General features: G+C 65.4%; 14 protein-coding genes and 4 pseudogenes. 10 read left to right on the top strand and 8 right to left on the bottom strand.

Annotated elements, in window-relative coordinates; genetic code table 11:
- Positions 1 to 44: 44 nt before the first annotated feature.
- Together ybaL and ACRQ5J_RS02315 are read left to right on the top strand one after the other, a co-directional pair.
- Entirely contained in the window at positions 45 to 1,775 is a 1,731-nt protein-coding gene (gene ybaL, locus ACRQ5J_RS02320; protein ID WP_432380971.1) for a YbaL family putative K(+) efflux transporter, read from the top strand.
- A 5-nt stretch (positions 1,776 to 1,780) separates the two neighbouring features.
- Positions 1,781 to 2,569: a substrate-binding periplasmic protein gene (locus ACRQ5J_RS02315; protein ID WP_432380970.1), complete on the top strand. Its 789-nt coding sequence runs from the start codon at positions 1,781 to 1,783 to the stop codon at positions 2,567 to 2,569.
- On the opposite strand, the gene ACRQ5J_RS02310 is transcribed toward ACRQ5J_RS02315, so the two are convergent.
- Positions 2,570 to 4,612, bottom strand: coding sequence for an FAD-dependent oxidoreductase (locus ACRQ5J_RS02310; RefSeq protein ID WP_432380969.1), 2,043 nt, complete (start codon positions 4,610 to 4,612; stop codon positions 2,570 to 2,572).
- Between the two features lie 96 nt (positions 4,613 to 4,708).
- Between ACRQ5J_RS02310 and ACRQ5J_RS02305 the strand changes: the two genes are divergently transcribed.
- Positions 4,709 to 5,305, top strand: coding sequence for an SRPBCC family protein (locus ACRQ5J_RS02305; RefSeq protein WP_432380968.1), 597 nt, complete (start codon positions 4,709 to 4,711; stop codon positions 5,303 to 5,305).
- A gap of 102 nt (positions 5,306 to 5,407) precedes the next feature.
- Here ACRQ5J_RS02305 and ACRQ5J_RS02300 read toward each other — a convergent pair.
- From ACRQ5J_RS02300 to ACRQ5J_RS02280, 5 genes and pseudogenes are all read right to left on the bottom strand, one after another.
- A pseudogene (locus tag ACRQ5J_RS02300) lies at positions 5,408 to 5,851 on the bottom strand (hypothetical protein); the annotation flags it as partial.
- 21 nt (positions 5,852 to 5,872) lie between these two features.
- Positions 5,873 to 6,313, bottom strand: a complete 441-nt coding sequence (locus ACRQ5J_RS02295) for a DUF2721 domain-containing protein (protein ID WP_432380967.1) — start codon at positions 6,311 to 6,313, stop codon at positions 5,873 to 5,875.
- Between the two features lie 71 nt (positions 6,314 to 6,384).
- Positions 6,385 to 7,288 (bottom strand): annotated as a pseudogene (gene pip, locus ACRQ5J_RS02290) (prolyl aminopeptidase).
- Between the two features lie 143 nt (positions 7,289 to 7,431).
- Entirely contained in the window at positions 7,432 to 8,172 is a 741-nt protein-coding gene (gene phbB, locus ACRQ5J_RS02285; RefSeq protein ID WP_432380966.1) for an acetoacetyl-CoA reductase, read from the bottom strand.
- Positions 8,173 to 8,244: 72 nt separating this feature from the next.
- Positions 8,245 to 9,422, bottom strand: a pseudogene (locus ACRQ5J_RS02280) (acetyl-CoA C-acetyltransferase).
- Between the two features lie 35 nt (positions 9,423 to 9,457).
- Between ACRQ5J_RS02280 and ACRQ5J_RS02275 the strand changes: the two are divergent.
- On the top strand, positions 9,458 to 9,643 hold the full coding sequence (locus ACRQ5J_RS02275; RefSeq protein ID WP_432380965.1) for a hypothetical protein: 186 nt from the start codon (positions 9,458 to 9,460) through the stop codon (positions 9,641 to 9,643).
- A 14-nt stretch (positions 9,644 to 9,657) separates the two neighbouring features.
- Here the strand turns inward: ACRQ5J_RS02275 and ACRQ5J_RS02270 are convergent.
- Positions 9,658 to 10,565, bottom strand: a pseudogene (locus ACRQ5J_RS02270) (LysR family transcriptional regulator).
- Positions 10,566 to 10,792: 227 nt separating this feature from the next.
- Here ACRQ5J_RS02270 and minC point away from each other — a divergent pair.
- Genes minC through minE form a run of 3 tightly spaced genes read left to right on the top strand, consistent with a single transcriptional unit; the run spans position 10,793 to position 12,671 of the window.
- Positions 10,793 to 11,575, top strand: a complete 783-nt coding sequence (minC, locus tag ACRQ5J_RS02265; protein ID WP_432380964.1) for a septum site-determining protein MinC — start codon at positions 10,793 to 10,795, stop codon at positions 11,573 to 11,575.
- Between the two features lie 26 nt (positions 11,576 to 11,601).
- Positions 11,602 to 12,417 carry a septum site-determining protein MinD gene (gene minD / locus ACRQ5J_RS02260; RefSeq protein ID WP_432380963.1) on the top strand — a complete coding sequence of 272 codons (816 nt, stop codon included), beginning with the start codon at positions 11,602 to 11,604 and terminating at the stop codon, positions 12,415 to 12,417.
- 2 nt (positions 12,418 to 12,419) lie between these two features.
- Complete coding sequence (minE, locus tag ACRQ5J_RS02255; RefSeq protein ID WP_432380962.1) at positions 12,420 to 12,671, top strand: cell division topological specificity factor MinE; 252 nt, start codon at positions 12,420 to 12,422, stop codon at positions 12,669 to 12,671.
- Here minE and ACRQ5J_RS02250 read toward each other — a convergent pair.
- Entirely contained in the window at positions 12,668 to 13,201 is a 534-nt protein-coding gene (locus ACRQ5J_RS02250; protein ID WP_432380961.1) for a hypothetical protein, read from the bottom strand. The genes minE and ACRQ5J_RS02250 overlap by 4 nt on opposite strands.
- A 236-nt stretch (positions 13,202 to 13,437) precedes the next feature.
- Here ACRQ5J_RS02250 and ACRQ5J_RS02245 point away from each other — a divergent pair, with 236 nt between their 5' ends.
- The 3 genes from ACRQ5J_RS02245 to prfA all read left to right on the top strand — a co-directional run bounded on the left by ACRQ5J_RS02245 (position 13,438) and on the right by prfA (position 16,686).
- Positions 13,438 to 14,127: a response regulator transcription factor gene (locus tag ACRQ5J_RS02245; protein WP_432380960.1), complete on the top strand. Its 690-nt coding sequence runs from the start codon at positions 13,438 to 13,440 to the stop codon at positions 14,125 to 14,127.
- A gap of 98 nt (positions 14,128 to 14,225) precedes the next feature.
- Positions 14,226 to 15,500 (top strand): glutamyl-tRNA reductase, encoded by a 1,275-nt coding sequence (gene hemA / locus ACRQ5J_RS02240; RefSeq protein ID WP_432380959.1) that lies wholly within the window; start codon positions 14,226 to 14,228, stop codon positions 15,498 to 15,500.
- 109 nt (positions 15,501 to 15,609) lie between these two features.
- Entirely contained in the window at positions 15,610 to 16,686 is a 1,077-nt protein-coding gene (gene prfA, locus ACRQ5J_RS02235) for a peptide chain release factor 1 (RefSeq protein ID WP_432380958.1), read from the top strand.
- The last annotated feature ends 24 nt before the right edge of the window (positions 16,687 to 16,710 follow it).

Below are 16,710 nucleotides of genomic sequence, written 5' to 3'. Positions count from 1 at the left end.
TCTCAGGGTTTCCCTTATCTTTTTCCTGAAGGAGCCCCCAACGCATGCCCCATAACATCAGCCTGATTACCACGATCGCCGCCGCACTCGGAGCTGGCCTCCTGTTCGGCTATATAGCAACGCGCCTCAAGCTGCCGGCGCTGGTGGGTTATCTCGCTGCGGGCATTATCATTGGACCGGCCACACCCGGCTACGTGGCAGACGCCGCGCTGGCCGGCCAGCTGGCCGAAATCGGCGTGATGCTGATGATGTTCGGCGTCGGCCTGCACTTCTCGCTGGAAGACCTGTGGGACGTGCGCAAGGTGGCGCTGCCCGGCGCCATCCTGCAAATCGCCGTCGCCACCGCGCTCGGCATGGCGCTCGCCCACTTCTGGGGCTGGAGCATCGGCGGCGGGCTGGTGTTCGGCCTGGCGCTGTCGGTCGCCAGCACCGTGGTGCTGCTGCGCGCGCTGGAGGAACGCGGCATACTCGATTCCTTCAACGGCCGCATCGCGGTCGGCTGGCTGGTGGTCGAAGACCTGGTGACGGTGCTGATGCTGGTGCTGCTGCCGGCGCTGGCCAGCTCCCTCGGCGGCGAAGCGCTGGACGCCGCGCATGGCGGCCATGGCGGCGGCGAGGACAATATCTGGGTCACGCTGGCGCTGACGCTGGGCCAGGTCGGCGCCTTCATCGTGCTGATGCTGGTCGGCGGCCGCAAGCTGTTCCCGTGGATCCTGTGGCAGGTGGCGCGCACCGGCTCGCGCGAGCTGTTCACGCTGTGCGTGATCGCCGCCGCCGTCGGCATCGCCTACGCCTCCACCCACTACTTCGGCGTGTCGTTCGCGCTGGGTTCCTTCTTCGCCGGCATGGTGCTGCGCGAATCGGCGCTGGCGCACCGCGCGGCCGAGGAATCGCTGCCGCTGCGCGACGCCTTCGCGGTGCTGTTCTTCGTCTCGGTCGGCATGCTGTTCGAGCCGTCGGTGCTGACCGAGCAGCCACTCAAGCTGCTGGCGGTGGTGGCCATCATCGTCATCGGCAAATCGGTGGCGGCCTTCCTGCTGGTGCTGCTGCTGCGCTACCCGGCCAAGACGGCGCTGATGGTTTCCGCCAGCCTGGCGCAGATCGGCGAATTCTCCTTCATCCTCGCCGCGCTCGGCCTGTCGCTGAAACTGATGCCGGCCGAAGGCCAGACCCTGATCCTGGCCGGCGCCATCATCTCCATCGCCCTGAATCCGGTGGTGTTCAGCATCACCAAGCCGCTGGAACGCTGGCTGGGCAAGAACCTCGACCTGGCGGCAAAGTTCGACCGCTCGCCCGACCCGCTGGCCGAACTGCCGATGACCACTCCGCACGAACACCTGCGCGGCCAGGTGGTGCTGGTCGGCTACGGCCGCGTGGGCCGCAAGATCGCCGCCACGCTGAAGGAAAAAGGCATTTCCTACGTGGTGGCGGAACAGAACCGCGAGATCGTCGACCAGCTGCGCAAGGAAGGCATCCCGGCCGTGGCGGGCAACGCCGGCGAGCCGGCGGTGCTGATCCAGGCGCATATCGCGCACGCCGCCATCCTGGTCATCGCCACGCCGGACACCTTCCACGTGCGCGCCATGATCGAGACGGCGCGCGCGCTGAACCCGGGCATCAAGTCCGTGGTGCGCACCCACAACGACGCCGAAGCGGACCTGCTGCGCAGCGAACGCGCCGGCGAAATCTTCATGGGCGAACAGGAGCTGGCCAAGGGCATGACGGCGTATGTGCTCTCCAGCCTGGAGAAGGACAAGCACGGCCACGCCCACTAAGCGGAATGAAAAATCGCCTGCGCTACCTGGCCGGCATTGCCGCTGCCCTCGCCCTGCTGTGCGGTTCCACGCCGCGCGCGCTTGCCGCGCAGGCGGCGTCCGGGATTGCGGTGCTGGTGGCCGACCAGAGCGCCCCCGGCGCCATGCCGTCCTCTGGGCAGATCACCCTCAACGGCGTGGTCGGCCTGCTGGCGGCCGAATCGGGACTCAACCTGACGGTGCATGCCTATCCCTGGCGCCGCGCGCAGCTGATGGCGAAGAACGGCGAGGGCCTGCTGTACGGCGCCGCCGAAACGCCGGAGCGCGCGGCCGCTTTCACCTTCACCAAGCCGCTATACATGGTCAACCAATGGCTGGTGACGCCGGCGCAGCACCACATCGATTTCCGGCGCTGGGAAGACTTGCGCGGCAAGGTGATCTCCATCGGCGCCGGCGGCCATTTCGGGCCGGAGTTCGAGGAACACCGCGACAAGACCTTTACGGTGCAGGACAATACCGCCACCATCTCGGGCCGCTTCAAGATGCTCAACATGGGCCGCGTCGATGCGCTGCTGATCGACAGCTTCCGCAGCGCGCCCCAGCTGGAGCAGCGCCTCAATTGCCTGTACGGCGACATCGGCGCCTGGGCCGTGATGGCGAAGCCGGTCAGCGCCGAGGCGGTAACGATCTCGGTGGCGAAGACCTCGCCGCTGCATGCGCTGGTGCCGCAGCTTAACGACGCCATCGATCGGCTGAATAAAACGCGCGGCTTCCACAAATACCTGGACCGGCGCGCCGCCGCACCCGGCTGCTGATTACAGGCGCGCCGCCAGTTCCGCGCCTTCCCTGATGGCGCGCTTGGCGTCCAGCTCCGCCGCCAGCGCCGCACCGCCGATCTTGTGGAAGCGCGGCGCGCCCGCCAGCCTGGCCTCCGCTTCGGACGGCATCAACTCCGCCAGGCTATCCTGTCCGGCGCAGATCACCACGTTATCGACCGACAGCAGGCGCTGCTCGCCGCCAACGGTGATGTGCAGGCCCTGATCGTCGATGCGGTGGTACTGCACGCCGGCCAGCATCACCACGCCATTGCGCGCCAGCACCGCCCGGTGCACCCAGCCCGAGGTCTTGCCCAGGCCGGCGCCGGGGCGCGAAGTCTTGCGCTGCAACAGATACAGCTGGCGCACCGGCTCGTGCTGCACCGGCGGCACCAGGCCGCCCGGCGTCTCGACCTTCAGGCTCACGCCCCATTCGCTGGCCCAGACGTCCAGCGCCAGCGGCAGCGGATGGCGGGTGTCGTGCAGCAGGAACTCGCCGATGTCGAAACCGATGCCGCCGGCGCCGATGATGGCCACGCGCCTGCCCACCGGCGCCTTGTCGCGCAACACGTCGACATACGACAGCACCTTGGGGTGATCGATGCCCTCGATCGGCGGCTTGCGCACCTTGATGCCGGTGGCGACGATCACGTCGTCATAAGCGCCGGCCAGCAACTGCTCGCGCGTGACGCGCACATTCAGTTGCAGCTGCACGCCGGTCAGCGCGATCTTGCGCGCGAAGTAGCGGATGGTCTCGGCGAATTCCTCCTTGCCCGGCACCTGCATGGCGATCTTGAACTGGCCGCCGATGCTGTCGGCGGCATCGAACAACGTGACATCGTGCCCGCATTCCGCCGCCACCGTCGCCGCCGACAAGCCGGCCGGCCCGGCGCCCACCACCGCCACGCGGCGCTTGCGCACGGCCGGCGCGTACACCAGCTCCGTCTCGTGGCAGGCGCGCGGATTCACCAGGCAGCTGGCGCGCTTGTTGGAGAAGGTGTGATCGAGGCAGGCCTGGTTGCAGCCGATGCAGGTGTTGATTTCATCGGCGCGGCCGGCCGCCGCCTTGGCGACGAAATGCGCATCGGCGAGGAAGGGACGCGCCATCGAAATCATGTCCGCCTCGCCGCGCTGCAGAATGCCCTCCGCCTCGGCCGGCATGTTGATGCGGTTGGACGCCACCACCGGTATCGTCACCTCCAGCCGCAGGCGCCCGGCCAGCGAGGCGAAGGCGGCGCGCGGCACCGAGGTGACGATGGTCGGCACGCGCGCCTCGTGCCAGCCGTAGCCGGTATTCAGGATGCTGACGCCGGCCTGCTGCAATGCCCTGGCAACTGTCACCACATCATCCCAGGTATTGCCGCCATCAACCAGATCGAGCAGCGAGTGGCGGTACATGATGATGAAGTCCTTGCCGACGGCCGCGCGAATGCGCTTCACAATCTCCACCGCCAGCCGCATGCGGTTGTCGATGCTGCCGCCCCACTGGTCGGTGCGCAGATTGGTGCGCGCGCACAGGAACTGGTTGAGCAGGTAGCCCTCGCTGCCCATCACCTCGACGCCGTCATAGCCCGCCTCGCGCGCCAGTTTGGCGCAGCGGGCGTAGTCGCGGATGGTCTGTTCGATGCCGGCCGCGGTCAGCGCGCGCGGCTTGAACGGCGAGATCGGCGACTTCCTGGCGGAGGCCGACACCACCAGCGGCTGATAGCCATAGCGGCCGGCGTGCAGGATCTGCATCAGTATCTTGCCGCCCTCCTCGTGCACCGCCTGCGTCACGCGCCGGTGGTTGTGCACATCGCCCCTGAAGTTGAGCGTACCTCCAAAGGGTAGCAGCCACCCGGAGCGGTTAGGAGAGATGCCGCCTGTAACGATCAAACCTACGCCACCGCGCGCGCGTTCACGATAGAATGCGGCGAGCTTGCCGTAATTGTAGAAGCGGTCTTCGAGGCCGGTGTGCATCGAACCCATGATGACGCGATTGCGCAAGGTCGTGTAACCGAGATCGAGGGGCGCCAGCAAGTGTGGGTATGGTGTCGTTTTCATAATGCCCGCATTTAATCCCAAATCTCTAGACCTGGGCTTCTAAAGTCCCCGCGTGCTGCTCTTGTATTCTGCCACCCTTTACCGTACGCTGGACAAATGATGCGATTCCTTGTGTTTTTGTTGTTGGGCGTAAGCGCCCCGCTGGCGACCGCGCAAGCCGCCAGGCCTGAACTGCCGAAGCTGGAGGTATCCGTCAACCGCGTGGACCAGGACAACCAGCATATGTACGAGGTCGACGCCACCGGCACGGTGCAGGCGTCGCTGCCGCGCGTGTGGCGCATCCTCACCAACTACGAACGCATGACGGAATTCGTGCCGGACATGGAGTCGTGCAAGGTGCTGTCGCGCAATGGCAATGAGGTCATCATCGAGCAGTTCGGCGTGGCCCGCTTCCTGTTCATGAACCGCACCATCCATCTGATCGTGCGCGCCACCGAGCAGCCGATGTCGTCGATCGACATCGCGCTGATCTCCGGCGATATGAAGCATTATGAATCGCGCTGGGAGCTGATTCCGGTGCCTGAGACGGGCGGCACGCGCATTGTCTATCACGGCAAGCTGCTGCCGAATTTTTATGTGCCGGGACTGATTGGTTCCAAGATGATACGCAGCGACATCGAGCGCATGATGGGCGCGGTGCTGGCGCGCCTCGACCGCCGCGACGACGCCCGCGTCGAGGCCATCCCCAAATAACCCCGCCCGTCGTTCCCGCGCAGGCGAGAATCCATGCTGAGTCTGGGAAGACGTTCCATGGATTCCCGCCTGCGCGGGAATGACGAAGGGCGGATCAGGCCGGTAGGCGTCCTGCGAGCGCAGCTCGGCGAAGTTTTCCAGGCTGCCGATCTTGATCAGCACCGGGTTCAAGCTCAGTTGCGCCTGCATGGCGCGCCAGGCGAACTGCCATTCCTGCTCCTGCGCCTCGGCGGCCGTCTTGGTGAAGGCCGCGCCCAGCGCCGCCCGCGTGCCGTATTCGACCGCGCCATCGATGCCCGCCCAGCTCGGCAACGCGCGCTGCACGGCGCGGTGCACGCGCTCGCCGAATTCCTCGGTGTTGTGGATGATCAGGCAGGCGTCGGCGGCAAACAGCTCGAACAGCTTGCGGTCCCAGGCCTGGGAAAAGCTCAGCGTCAGGCAGTTGGAGGCCGGACGCAGGATGAACTGGCCCTGGCTCAGCGCCAGTTCCAGGTCTTCGCGCACGCCGTAGCGGTACAGGGTGGGCGGGCGTTGGTAGTCGTGCATGATGTTTCTCACATAAAAAGTTTAACGCTTGCGGCGGACGTGGCGCTGCGAACGCATCCACGCCGACGCAATGAAGATTTCGCGCAGCAGCGAGACAAAGCTGCCGACCAGCGCGATGACGGCCACCACGAACATGCCGGCGATATACTTGTCCAGGCCGAGATTGGTGATGTCGCCGAGGAACAGCATCGCCACGATGACGCACACGAACAGGCCGCAGGCGGTCGACAGGAAGATCGACATATTGATCAGGTGCGAGCGGCGGTACAGCACGTCCAGCTCGTTCAGATAGGGATCGCTGTAGGCCACGTCCAGCCGGTCCTCCAGCACGCGCGAGCGGTCGATGATGCGCGCCAGCCGGTTGGTCAGCACGATCAGGTTGGTGCACACGCCCGAGAGCAGGAATACCGGCGCGATCGCCAGCTGGATGATGTGACCGATATCCGCGGTCTGCAAAGTCATGAGTGCCATTACGATTTATTCTTATCGGTTAGTCCACAGTGTAGCAGCCCGCGTCCCCGGCCGGCGGTTTTTCAGGCGAAGGCGCGCGCCCGCTTGAACTGCTCGGTGGCGGCCACCAGCGCGCGGGCGATGCCTTTTTCCATGGCGCCATGGCCGGCGTCCGGTATCATGTGCAGCACCGCGCCCGGCCACGCCTGCTGCAGGCGCCGAGGCCGACACCGGCGGGCAGATGACGTCGTAGCGGCCCTGCACGATCACCGCCGGCAGGTGGGCGATGCGGCCGACGTTGCGCAGCAGCTGCCCGTCGCTGAAGAAGCCGAGGTTGGCCATGTAGTGCGACTCCAGCCGGCCGACGCCGAGGTCCAGCGTGTCCGACGGCGGATCGTCGGCCTGCGGCAGCAGGAACACGCGGCGCCCCTCGAAGCGGCTCCAGGCGCGCACCGCCGGCCAGTGCACGGCCGGGTCGTCGCTCATGATGCGCTTGACGTAGGCTTGCAGCAGGTCGCCGCGCTCGGCCTCGGGGATCGGCGCGATGAATTCGGCGTGCACCTCGGGATGGAACCATTGCGCGCCGTCGAGGAACCAGTCGATCTCCTGTTGCGTGCAGAGGAAGACGCCGCGCAGCACGAAGCCGAGGCAGCGCTCCGGGTGCGCCTGGCCGTAGGCCAGCGCCAGGGTCGAGCCCCACGAACCGCCGAATACCAGCCACTGCTCGATGCCGGCCATCACGCGCAGGCGTTCGATGTCCTCGATCAGCAGTTGGGTCGTATTGTTGCGGCACTCGCCCAGCGGCGTCGACTTGCCGGCGCCGCGCTGGTCGAACAGGATCACGCGGTACTGTTCCGGATCGAAAAAGCGGCGGTGCTGCGGCGACAGGCCGGCGCCCGGGCCGCCGTGCAGGAAGACCACCGGGATGCCGTTCGGGTTGCCCACTTCCTCCCAGTAAATGGTGTGCAGGTCGTCGACCGCCAGCATGCCGTGGCGCGCTGGCGTAATCGGTGGAAACAGGGGGAGGCGGGGTCGAACATGGCTATCCTTTGGGCATCGATAGCAGATTGTACGAAAAAAGCCGGGATCGCGAACGAACCCGGCTCGTGCGTGGCGCGGACGCCGTGCGCTCAGGACATGTGCTGGCCGCCGTTGATGGCGATGTTGGCGCCGGTGACGAAGGCCGCCTCGTCGGACGCCGGGTAGGCCACCAGGCCGGCCACTTCGTCCGGCTTGCCGAGGCGGCCCATCGGGATTTGCGGGATGATTTTGCTATCGAGCACGTCTTGCGGGATTTCCATCACCATCTTGGTGCCGATATAGCCCGGCGAGATGGTGTTGACGGTCACGCCCTTCTTGGCCACTTCCAGCGCCAGCGCCTTGGTGAAGCCGTGCATGCCGGCCTTGGCGGCCGAGTAGTTGGTCTGGCCGAAGGCGCCTTTCTGGCCGTTGACCGACGAGATGTTGATGATGCGGCCCCAGCCGCGCTCGATCATGCCGTCGCACACCGGCTTGGTCATATTGAACACCGAGTCAAGGTTGGTCTTCATGACCGCGTCCCAGTTGACCTTGTCCATTTTCTTGAACGTCATGTCGCGCGTGATGCCGGCGTTGTTGACCAGCACGTCCACCGGGCCGATCTCCTTTTCGATCGCCGCGATGCAGGCCTGCGCCGACTCGTAGTCCGAGACGTCGCACGGGTAGGCGCGGAAGTTATAGCCCTGGTCACGGGTCGTGGCCAGCCATTGTTCTACCTTGGGATTGCCTGGGGAATACGTGGTGACCACGCAATAGCCCAGCGCGGACAGCTTGTAGCTGATCGCTTCGCCCAGACCACCCATGCCACCGGTTACCAATGCCACTCTTGCCATTTTTGTGTCCCCTTCCAGTTGATGCCTGACTTCGGAAGACCCGGCCTGGGGCCGGGCCGAGAATTGTGATGGTTATGCGCGCTCGATCGCCAGCGCCACGCCCATGCCGCCGCCGATGCACAGCGAGGCCAGGCCTTTCTTGGCGTCGCGGCGTATCATTTCGTGGATCAGCGTCACCAGGATGCGCGCGCCGGAGGCGCCGATCAGGTGGCCGATGGCGATCGCGCCGCCATTGACGTTGATCTTGCTGGTATCCCAACCCATCTCCTTGTTGACGGCCACCGCCTGCGCGGCAAACGCCTCGTTCACTTCCAGCAGGTCGAGGTCGTCCGGGGTCCAGCCGGCTTTCTTCAGCGCCAGCCTGGTGGCCGACACCGGCCCCATGCCCATGTAGGCCGGGTCCAGGCCGGACGAGGCGTAGGCCTTGATCCTGGCCAGCACCGGCAGGCCCAGTTCCTTGGCCTTGGTGGCGGTGGTCATGATGACGGCGGCGGCGCCGTCGTTCAGGCCGGAGGCGTTGCCGGCGGTGACGGTGCCGTCCTTGGCGAAGGCCGGGCGCAGGCCGGCCAGGCCCTCGATGGTCGAACCCGGCTTGATGTATTCGTCGCTGTCGAACACCACGCTGCCTTTTTCTGGACGATTTCCAGCGGCAGGATTTCATCCTTGAACTTGCCTTCCTTCTGCGCCGCCTCGGCTTTCAGCTGCGATTGCAGCGCGAACTCGTCCTGCTCGGCGCGCGAAATCTCGTATTTCTTCGCGACGTTCTCGGCGGTGGTGCCCATGTGGTACTGGTTGTAGACGTCCCACAGGCCGTCGACGATCATCGAGTCGACCGCCTTGAAGTCGCCCATGCGGAAGCCGTCGCGCGAGCCGTTGATGACGTGCGGCGAGGCGCTCATGTTTTCCTGGCCGCCGGCGATGACGATCTGGGCGTCGCCGGCCTTCAGCGCCTGCGCCGCCAGGTGGGTGGCTTTCAGGCCGGAACCGCACACGTGGTTGATGGTGAAGCCGGGAATGGTGTTCGGCAGGCCGGCCTTGATGACGGCCTGGCGCGCCGGATTCTGGCCGACGCCGGCGGTCAGCACCTGGCCGAGGATGGCTTCGCTGATCAGTTCAGGATCGATCTGGGCCTTGGCGATCAGGCCCTTGATCACGTGCGCGCCCAGCTCCGAGGCCGGCACCTTGGCCAGGCTGCCGCCGAATTTCCCCACACCAGTACGACCAGCTGCAACGATAACGACATCATCCATTTGATTCTCCAATGCGCCGGCCGCAGCCGGCTGAGTTGAGCGAAAACTTGATCGAAAACGCAAACTTTCATCATACGCCGTCCACTGGCAAGCCGTGGCAGGTTTCAATGCTGCGCCGCCGCGAGAACAGGCGGCGGCACGGCATCGGGCACTCATCGTATGCGCCGGTTTCCGCGCGCACATTGATGTGCATCAAACCCGATGACTTGTATTTTGAATAAACAATGATCTTTTTTCAAGATAATAATTTGATACCGTCGAGCGACGCCGCGCAGTGCGCGCGTATCACGTGGACGAAGTCCAGCACATAGGCCTTGTGCTGCTGCGCCTCGGGCATGGAGACGAACAGCTCGCTCCACAGGCCGTGCTCGCCGACCGGGCGGGCGATCACGTACTCGTCGTCGACATAGTGCTTGATCGCCCAGTGGGGCAAGGCGCCGATGCCGCGGCGGCTGGCCACCAGCTGCAGCACGGCCGCCGTCAGCTCGGCGGTGCGGCGCTGGACGTGGACGCCGGCCGGTTGCAGCACTTCGCGGATCAGGTCGACGCGCTGCGCCGGCATCGGGTAAGTGATCAGCGTTTCACCCTCGAAATCGGCGGCCTGCAGGCGGCGCCGGGCGGCCAGCCGGTGCTTGTGCGCCAGCACCGCCAGCGTTTCGTAGCGGAACAGCGGCAACGTGGCGAAACCGGCGCCGCAGGGGCGCCGATCACCAGGTCGGCCGCGCCGCCGCGCAGCACCTCGGCCGGCGCGCTGGGCAGGCCCGACAGCAGGTCGATCTCCACCTCGGGCCAGCGCTTGCGGAACTGGTCCAGCACCGGCATCAGCCAGTCGAAGCAGCCAGGGCATTCGAGCGCCACGCGCAGCTGGCCGGTGTCGCCCTGCGTCAGACGCGCCACCTCGCGTTCGGCGCTTTCGATTTCCGGCAACAGCAGATCGGCCAGCTTGAGCAGCCGCGCGCCGGTGGCGGTAAATCCGATCGGCACCGATTTGCGCTCAAACAGCGGCCCGCCGTAGCGATCCTCCAGCAATTTGATCTGGTGCGACAAGGCCGATTGCGTCAGGTTGAGCAGCTGGGCGGCGCGCACCAGGCTGCCGGCCGAGCGCAGCGCGCTTAAAGTGCGGAGGTGGCGGATCTCAAGCATGCCAATGAATTCTTTTCAAGTGAACGCAAAAAGTCTTTCATTTTAATGATAGACCGGTTGCCGCACACTTTAGCGCAGCAATATGAAATGCGGATGACAGCCGGCCCGCCCCCGAGGCCGCATATTTACGGGCGCGCACGCTTGCCGGCCCTCCCCAGTTGCCGTTTTCCACAGTAGAATGCTGGTGCCTGCGCATGCGCGCGTGGCTAACCCTGATACTGTCGCCCATGTCCAAGAGCCTGTTTCAAAAGCCCATAGAAATCAAGATTTCCACTGTTGTCGCCGTCTCCGCCATCCTGGCCACGGCCGACCGCATCGCTCTCGACGCCGCGCTGGCCGAAATGACCGGCGGCACCGCCGACTTCTTTGAAGACGACCTGACCGTGATCGACGTCGCCGCGCTGCCGGCCGGCGGCGAGCCGGTCGACTGGGCCGGTCTGATCGCCCTGCTGAAAAAATACCGTCTGAACCCGGTCGCCGTGCGCAATGCGCCGCCGGAGATGGCAGCCGACATCGCCCGCCACGGCCTGAGCCTGGAAACCGCCAGCGCCCGCAAGGAAGAGGCGCCGGCCAGGCCGGCTGCGGCCGCGCCGGCCGCCGCGCCGACGCCGGTGGCGGTGGCCGCCGCCCAGGCGCAGCCGCCGGCCGCCGCCAGCAACGGCACCGACGTCATGATCATCGACACGCCGGTGCGCGCCGGCCAGCGCATCTACGCGCGCGGCTGCGACCTGGTGGTCACCGCCGTGGTCAACAACGGCGCCGAGATCATCGCCGACGGCAGCATCCACGTGTACAACACGCTCAACGGCCGGGCGCTGGCCGGCGCCTCGGGCAATGCCCAGGCGCGCATCTTCGCATTGAATATGTCGCCGGAGCTGGTCTCCATCGCCGGCGTCTACAGCACGTTTGAAGACGGTTTCCCGACAGAATATGCGCGCTCGCCCACGCAAATTCGCCTGCTTGGTGACAGAATCGATATATCATCTGTCAATACGGCTAACCGCGCTTGAACACCCCTCTCTGAAAAGGATTATTCGTGGCAAGAATTATTGTTGTAACGTCCGGCAAGGGCGGTGTAGGCAAAACCACCTCCAGCGCCAGCTTCTCGACCGGCCTGGCCATGCGCGGCCACAAGACCGCAGTCATCGACTTCGACGTCGGCCTGCGCAACCTCGACCTGATCATGGGCTGCGAACGGCGCGTGGTCTACGACCTGATCAACGTGATCAACAAGGAAGCAACGCTGACCCAGGCGCTGATCAAGGACAAGCACTGCGACAACCTGTTCATCCTGCCGGCGTCGCAGACGCGCGACAAGGATGCGCTGTCGGAGGACGGCGTCGAGCAGGTGCTGCACGAGCTGATCAACATGGGCTTCGAGTTCATCATCTGCGACTCGCCGGCCGGCATCGAGCACGGCGCGCTGATGGCGCTGACCTTCGCCGACGAGGCCATCATCGTCACCAACCCGGAAGTGTCGTCGGTGCGCGATTCGGACCGCATCCTCGGCATCCTGCAGGCCAAGTCGCGCCGCGCCCAGACCGGCGGCGAGCCGGTCAAGGAGCACCTGCTGATCACCCGCTACTCGCCGAAACGCGTCGAGCAGGACGAAATGCTGTCGTATGAAGACGTCAAAGAGATTTTGCGCATTCCACTGATCGGCATCATTCCGGAATCGGAATCGGTGCTGCATGCTTCCAACCAGGGTAACCCGGCGATTCACTTCAAAGGCACCGACGTGGCGGAAGCCTATGAAGACGTGGTCTCGCGCTTCCTCGGCCAGGAACTGCCGCTGCGCTTTACCAATTATGAAAAGCCTGGCCTGTTGCAGCGTATCTTCGGGAGCAAGTAACCATGGCCCTGCTTTCCTTCCTGTTTCCGCCCAAACCGAAAACCGCCACCGCGGCCAAGGAACGGCTGCAGATCATCATCGCCCGCGAGCGCAGCGGCCGCGCCGGCCCGGACTTCCTGCCGGCGCTGCACAAGGAGCTGATCGACGTGATCTCCAAGTACACCAAGGTCAACGCCGACGACATCAAGATCTCGCTGGACCGCCAGGGCAACCTGGAGGTGCTTGACGTCAACGTCGTCCTGCCGGACGCCTAAGCCGGCGCCTGGCCGGCCGGCGCGCTGTCATGTACGCCGGCCGCCAGCAAGGTCTGCGCCACACGGGCGCAGGCTTCCACATGCTGATAGCCGATCTGGCGGAAGGCGTAAAAGCCGATGCCGGCCGAGGCCAGCTGCCCGGCCAGCGGCACCAGCTTGCCGGCCTGCCGCGCCACCGTCTTGAAACCGGTCTTGCGCAACACCTGCATCACCACCCCGCGCGTCACCAGCTTGCCGATCAACATGCCGCCGACGCCGACCGCCGCCTCGTAAGCGATCATCCGGAACTTCGGCTGCAGGCGCTCGATTTGCCGCTCGGACAGACCGAATTCCTGATTGATATCGTCAATTAACAACGCGAACAGGCGCAGGTCGGACACGATGTCGAGGCCCGGCAGCGGCACCGCCGCCATGCCGGCCGCGACCATCGCGCGGCGCCGCACCAGCTGCCGGCAGCGCTCGCGCACGGCGGCGAGGTCGCGCGGCGAGGCCGGCACCACGGTCGAATGTGTGTCTTTTTTGCTGTCCATGCGCCCTCCCCGGCGTCGCTGTCATTTCTTGCTATTTTTCAACTTCTGCATTGAATTCAGCGTTTTTCCAGTGTACCGTGTAATGAATATGGGGCACGCCACAGTGGATCCAAGCATTGTTCAATATTCACAGATAGTGTCGTAGAAAAATATTTTTAGCCTTTTTGCTAAGTCATTTGTAAATCTCTGTTATATTTGACGTGACTTCTCCTTAACATTTCCTTGCAGGCAAGCGCATGAGAATTGCCATACTTGACAACGACCGCAGCCAGGCCGAACTGATCTGCCAGGTGCTGACCTCGGCAGGCCATATCTGCCACAGTTTCCAGACCGCCAAGGATGTGCTGGCGCAATTGCGCAAGGACAGCTACGACATGCTGATCCTCGACTGGCAGGTGGTCGACCTCGGCGGCGCCGAAGTGCTGCGCCGGGCGCGCGAGAAGCTGCCCGACAACGCGCCGGTGCTGTTCCTCACCACCAGCTCGGGCGAGGACGACATCGTGGCCGGCATCAGCGCCGGCGCCGACGATTACATGATCAAGCCGCTGCGCCGCAGCGAGATGGTGGCGCGCGTGCAGGCGCTGCTGCGGCTGGCCTACCCGGCGCAGAATGGCGCCGAATCGCTGCAATTCGGCCAGTATGTGTTTGAAACCCGGCCCGGCCGGCTGCTGATGGACGGCATCGTGCTGGACGTGACGCACAAGGAGTTCTACCTGGCGCTGCTGTTTTTCCGCAACATCGGCCGCCCGCTGTCGCGCGCCTACATCCACGAGGCGGTGTGGATACGCGAAACCATCGTTCCCTCGCGCACCATGGACACCCACGTCTCGCGCGTGCGCAACAAATTGCAGTTGAAGCCAGAAAACGGCTTCCGCCTGGTGCCGGTCTACAGCTACGGTTACCGCCTGGAAAAACTCGGCGCTTGATCTTCAGCAGGGCAACTGCTCAACCTTTGGGCAGTCCTCCGGGCAACATGCTGGCAGTAGGGGTATAATGTCCGCATATTCATCTGTCTGGACCCGAAATGCAGCTGCTTGCCGTCGGCCTCAACCACACCACCGCACCGGTCTCGCTCCGCGAGCAGCTGGCGTTCGCCCCTGACCAGCTGGGGCAGGCGGTGATGGCGGCGCGCTCGTGGTTCGAGCGCATCGACCACCGCGGTTCCGACGAGGCGGCCATCCTGTCGACCTGCAACCGCACCGAGTTGTACGCGGCCAGCCACGTGCCCGACCCGCTCGACGCCGGCGCGCATTTCCTCGCCGATTTCCACCAGCTCAACTACAGCGAGCTGCGCCCGCACCTGTACATGCTGCCGCAGCACGACGCCGTGCGCCACACCTTCCGCGTCGCCTCCGGGCTGGACTCGATGGTGCTGGGCGAAACCCAGATCCTCGGCCAGATCAAGGACGCCATCCGCACCGCCGACGAGGCGGGCGGCCTCGGCACCTATCTGCACCAGCTGTTCCAGCGCTCGTTCTCGGTGGCCAAGGAGGTGCGCAGCACCACCGAAATCGGCGCCCACAGCGTGTCGATGGCGGCCGCCGCCGTGCGCCTGTCGCAGCGCATCTTCGACAAGATCTCCGAGCAGAACGTGCTGTTCATCGGCGCCGGCGAGATGATCGAGCTGTGCGCCACGCACTTCGCCGCGCAGAACCCGAAAACCATCACCATCGCCAACCGCACGCTGGAACGCGGCGAAGTGCTGGCGCACCGCTTCGGCGGCCGCGCGATCCGCCTGGCCGACCTGCAAGACCGGCTGCACCACTACGACATCGTGATTTCCTGCACCGCCTCGTCGCTGCCGCTGATCGGCCTCGGCATGGTGGAGCGCGCCATCAAGGCGCGCCGCCACAAGCCGATGTTCATGGTCGACCTGGCCGTGCCGCGCGATATCGAGCCGGAAGTGGCGCGGCTGAACGACGCCTTCCTGTACACCGTCGACGACCTCGGCAAGGTGGTCCAGACCGGCCTGGAAAACCGCCAGGCCGCCGTGGCGCAGGCCGAGGCCATCATCGAAACCCGCGTGCAGTCGTTCATGCACTGGGTCGACGACCGCGCGGTGGTGCCGGTGATCCAGAGCCTGCAGGAAAACAGCGAGGCGCTGCGCCTGCTGGAACTGGAGCGCGCGCGCAAGATGCTGGCCAAGGGCGAAGACATCGACACCGTGCTGGAGGCGCTGTCGAAAGGCCTGACCGCCAAGTTCATGCACGGCCCGCAGCAGGCGCTGCGCCACGCCCACGGCGACGAGCGCGCGCAACTGGCCGAAATCCTGCCGCAAATGTTCCGCGGCCGCCGTTAGCGGCTGTCGCCCGCGGCGCCTGCCGGCGCATGACGCCGGCGGCCCCCTCCCCGCTGTCCCGCTACGTCGCCCAGCGCGGCCCCTGTCACACTCTCTACCGAATACGCTAATGAAACCATCCATGCTGGCCAAGCTCGATCAACTGGCAAACCGCCTGGTCGAACTCGATGAATTGCTGATGTCCGAAGGCGCCACCGACAATATGGACGCCTACCGCAAGATGACCCGCGAGCACGCCGAAATCGGCCCGCTGGTGGCGGTCTACAAGTCCTACCAGGAAGCGCTGGGCGACATCGCCGCCGCCGGGGACATGCTGGCCGATCCGGACATGAAGGACTTCGCGCAGGAGGAAATCGACGCCGCCAGGGCGCGCACCGCCGAACTCGACCTGGAGCTGCAAAAAATGCTGCTGCCGAAGGACGCCAACGACGAGCGCAACATCTTCCTGGAAATCCGCGCCGGCACCGGCGGCGACGAGTCGGCGCTGTTCGCCGGCGACCTGCTGCGCATGTACACCCGCTACGCCGAACGCAACCGCTGGCAGGTGGAGATGGTGTCGGAATCGGCGTCCGACCTCGGCGGCTACCGCGAGGTCATCGTGCGCCTGGTCGGCAACGGCGTCTATTCGAAACTGAAATTCGAATCCGGCGGCCACCGCGTGCAGCGCGTGCCGGCCACCGAGACCCAGGGCCGCATCCACACCTCGGCCTGCACGGTGGCGGTGATGCCGGAGGCCGACGAGGTCGAGGACGTCAACATCAACCCGTCCGAGCTGCGCATCGACACCTACCGCGCCTCGGGCGCCGGCGGCCAGCACATCAACAAGACCGACTCGGCCGTGCGCATCACCCACCTGCCGACCGGCATCGTGGTCGAGTGCCAGGACGACCGCTCGCAGCACAAGAACAAGGCGCAGGCGATGAAGGTGCTGGCCACCCGCATCAAGGACGTGCAGCTGCGCGAGGCGCAGGCCAAGGAGGCGGCCACCCGCAAGAGCCTGATCGGCTCGGGCGACCGCAGCGAGCGCATCCGCACCTACAACTACCCGCAGGGGCGCATGACCGACCACCGCATCAACCTCACGCTGTACAAGCTGGACTTCATCATGGACGGCGACCTCAACGAGCTGGTCAACGCGCTGGTGGCCGAGCACCAGGCCGAGCTGCTGGCCGCGCTCGGCGACTGAGTCCCGTCGTCCCCGCGCAGGCGG

This window comes from Duganella sp. P38 (genome assembly GCF_050859475.1).
Lineage (GTDB): Bacteria > Pseudomonadota > Gammaproteobacteria > Burkholderiales > Burkholderiaceae_D > Rugamonas.
This window is presented reverse-complemented; position numbering and strand designations above follow the sequence as displayed.

Excerpts from the sequence above, each read along its gene's own strand:
- hemA (WP_432380959.1), top strand. The coding sequence starts at position 14,226 with ATGCAGCTGCTTGCCGTCGGCCTCAACCACACCACCGCACCGGTCTCG.
- minE (WP_432380962.1), top strand. The coding sequence starts at position 12,420 with ATGGCCCTGCTTTCCTTCCTGTTTCCGCCCAAACCGAAAACCGCCACC.
- ACRQ5J_RS02295 (WP_432380967.1), bottom strand. The coding sequence starts at position 6,313 with ATGACTTTGCAGACCGCGGATATCGGTCACATCATCCAGCTGGCGATC.
- ACRQ5J_RS02245 (WP_432380960.1), top strand. The coding sequence starts at position 13,438 with ATGAGAATTGCCATACTTGACAACGACCGCAGCCAGGCCGAACTGATC.
- ACRQ5J_RS02305 (WP_432380968.1), top strand. The coding sequence starts at position 4,709 with ATGATGCGATTCCTTGTGTTTTTGTTGTTGGGCGTAAGCGCCCCGCTG.
- phbB (WP_432380966.1), bottom strand. The coding sequence starts at position 8,172 with ATGGCAAGAGTGGCATTGGTAACCGGTGGCATGGGTGGTCTGGGCGAA.
- ACRQ5J_RS02250 (WP_432380961.1), bottom strand. The coding sequence starts at position 13,201 with ATGGACAGCAAAAAAGACACACATTCGACCGTGGTGCCGGCCTCGCCG.
- ACRQ5J_RS02310 (WP_432380969.1), bottom strand. The coding sequence starts at position 4,612 with ATGAAAACGACACCATACCCACACTTGCTGGCGCCCCTCGATCTCGGT.
- ACRQ5J_RS02315 (WP_432380970.1), top strand. The coding sequence starts at position 1,781 with ATGAAAAATCGCCTGCGCTACCTGGCCGGCATTGCCGCTGCCCTCGCC.
- minC (WP_432380964.1), top strand. The coding sequence starts at position 10,793 with ATGTCCAAGAGCCTGTTTCAAAAGCCCATAGAAATCAAGATTTCCACT.
- prfA (WP_432380958.1), top strand. The coding sequence starts at position 15,610 with ATGAAACCATCCATGCTGGCCAAGCTCGATCAACTGGCAAACCGCCTG.
- ybaL (WP_432380971.1), top strand. The coding sequence starts at position 45 with ATGCCCCATAACATCAGCCTGATTACCACGATCGCCGCCGCACTCGGA.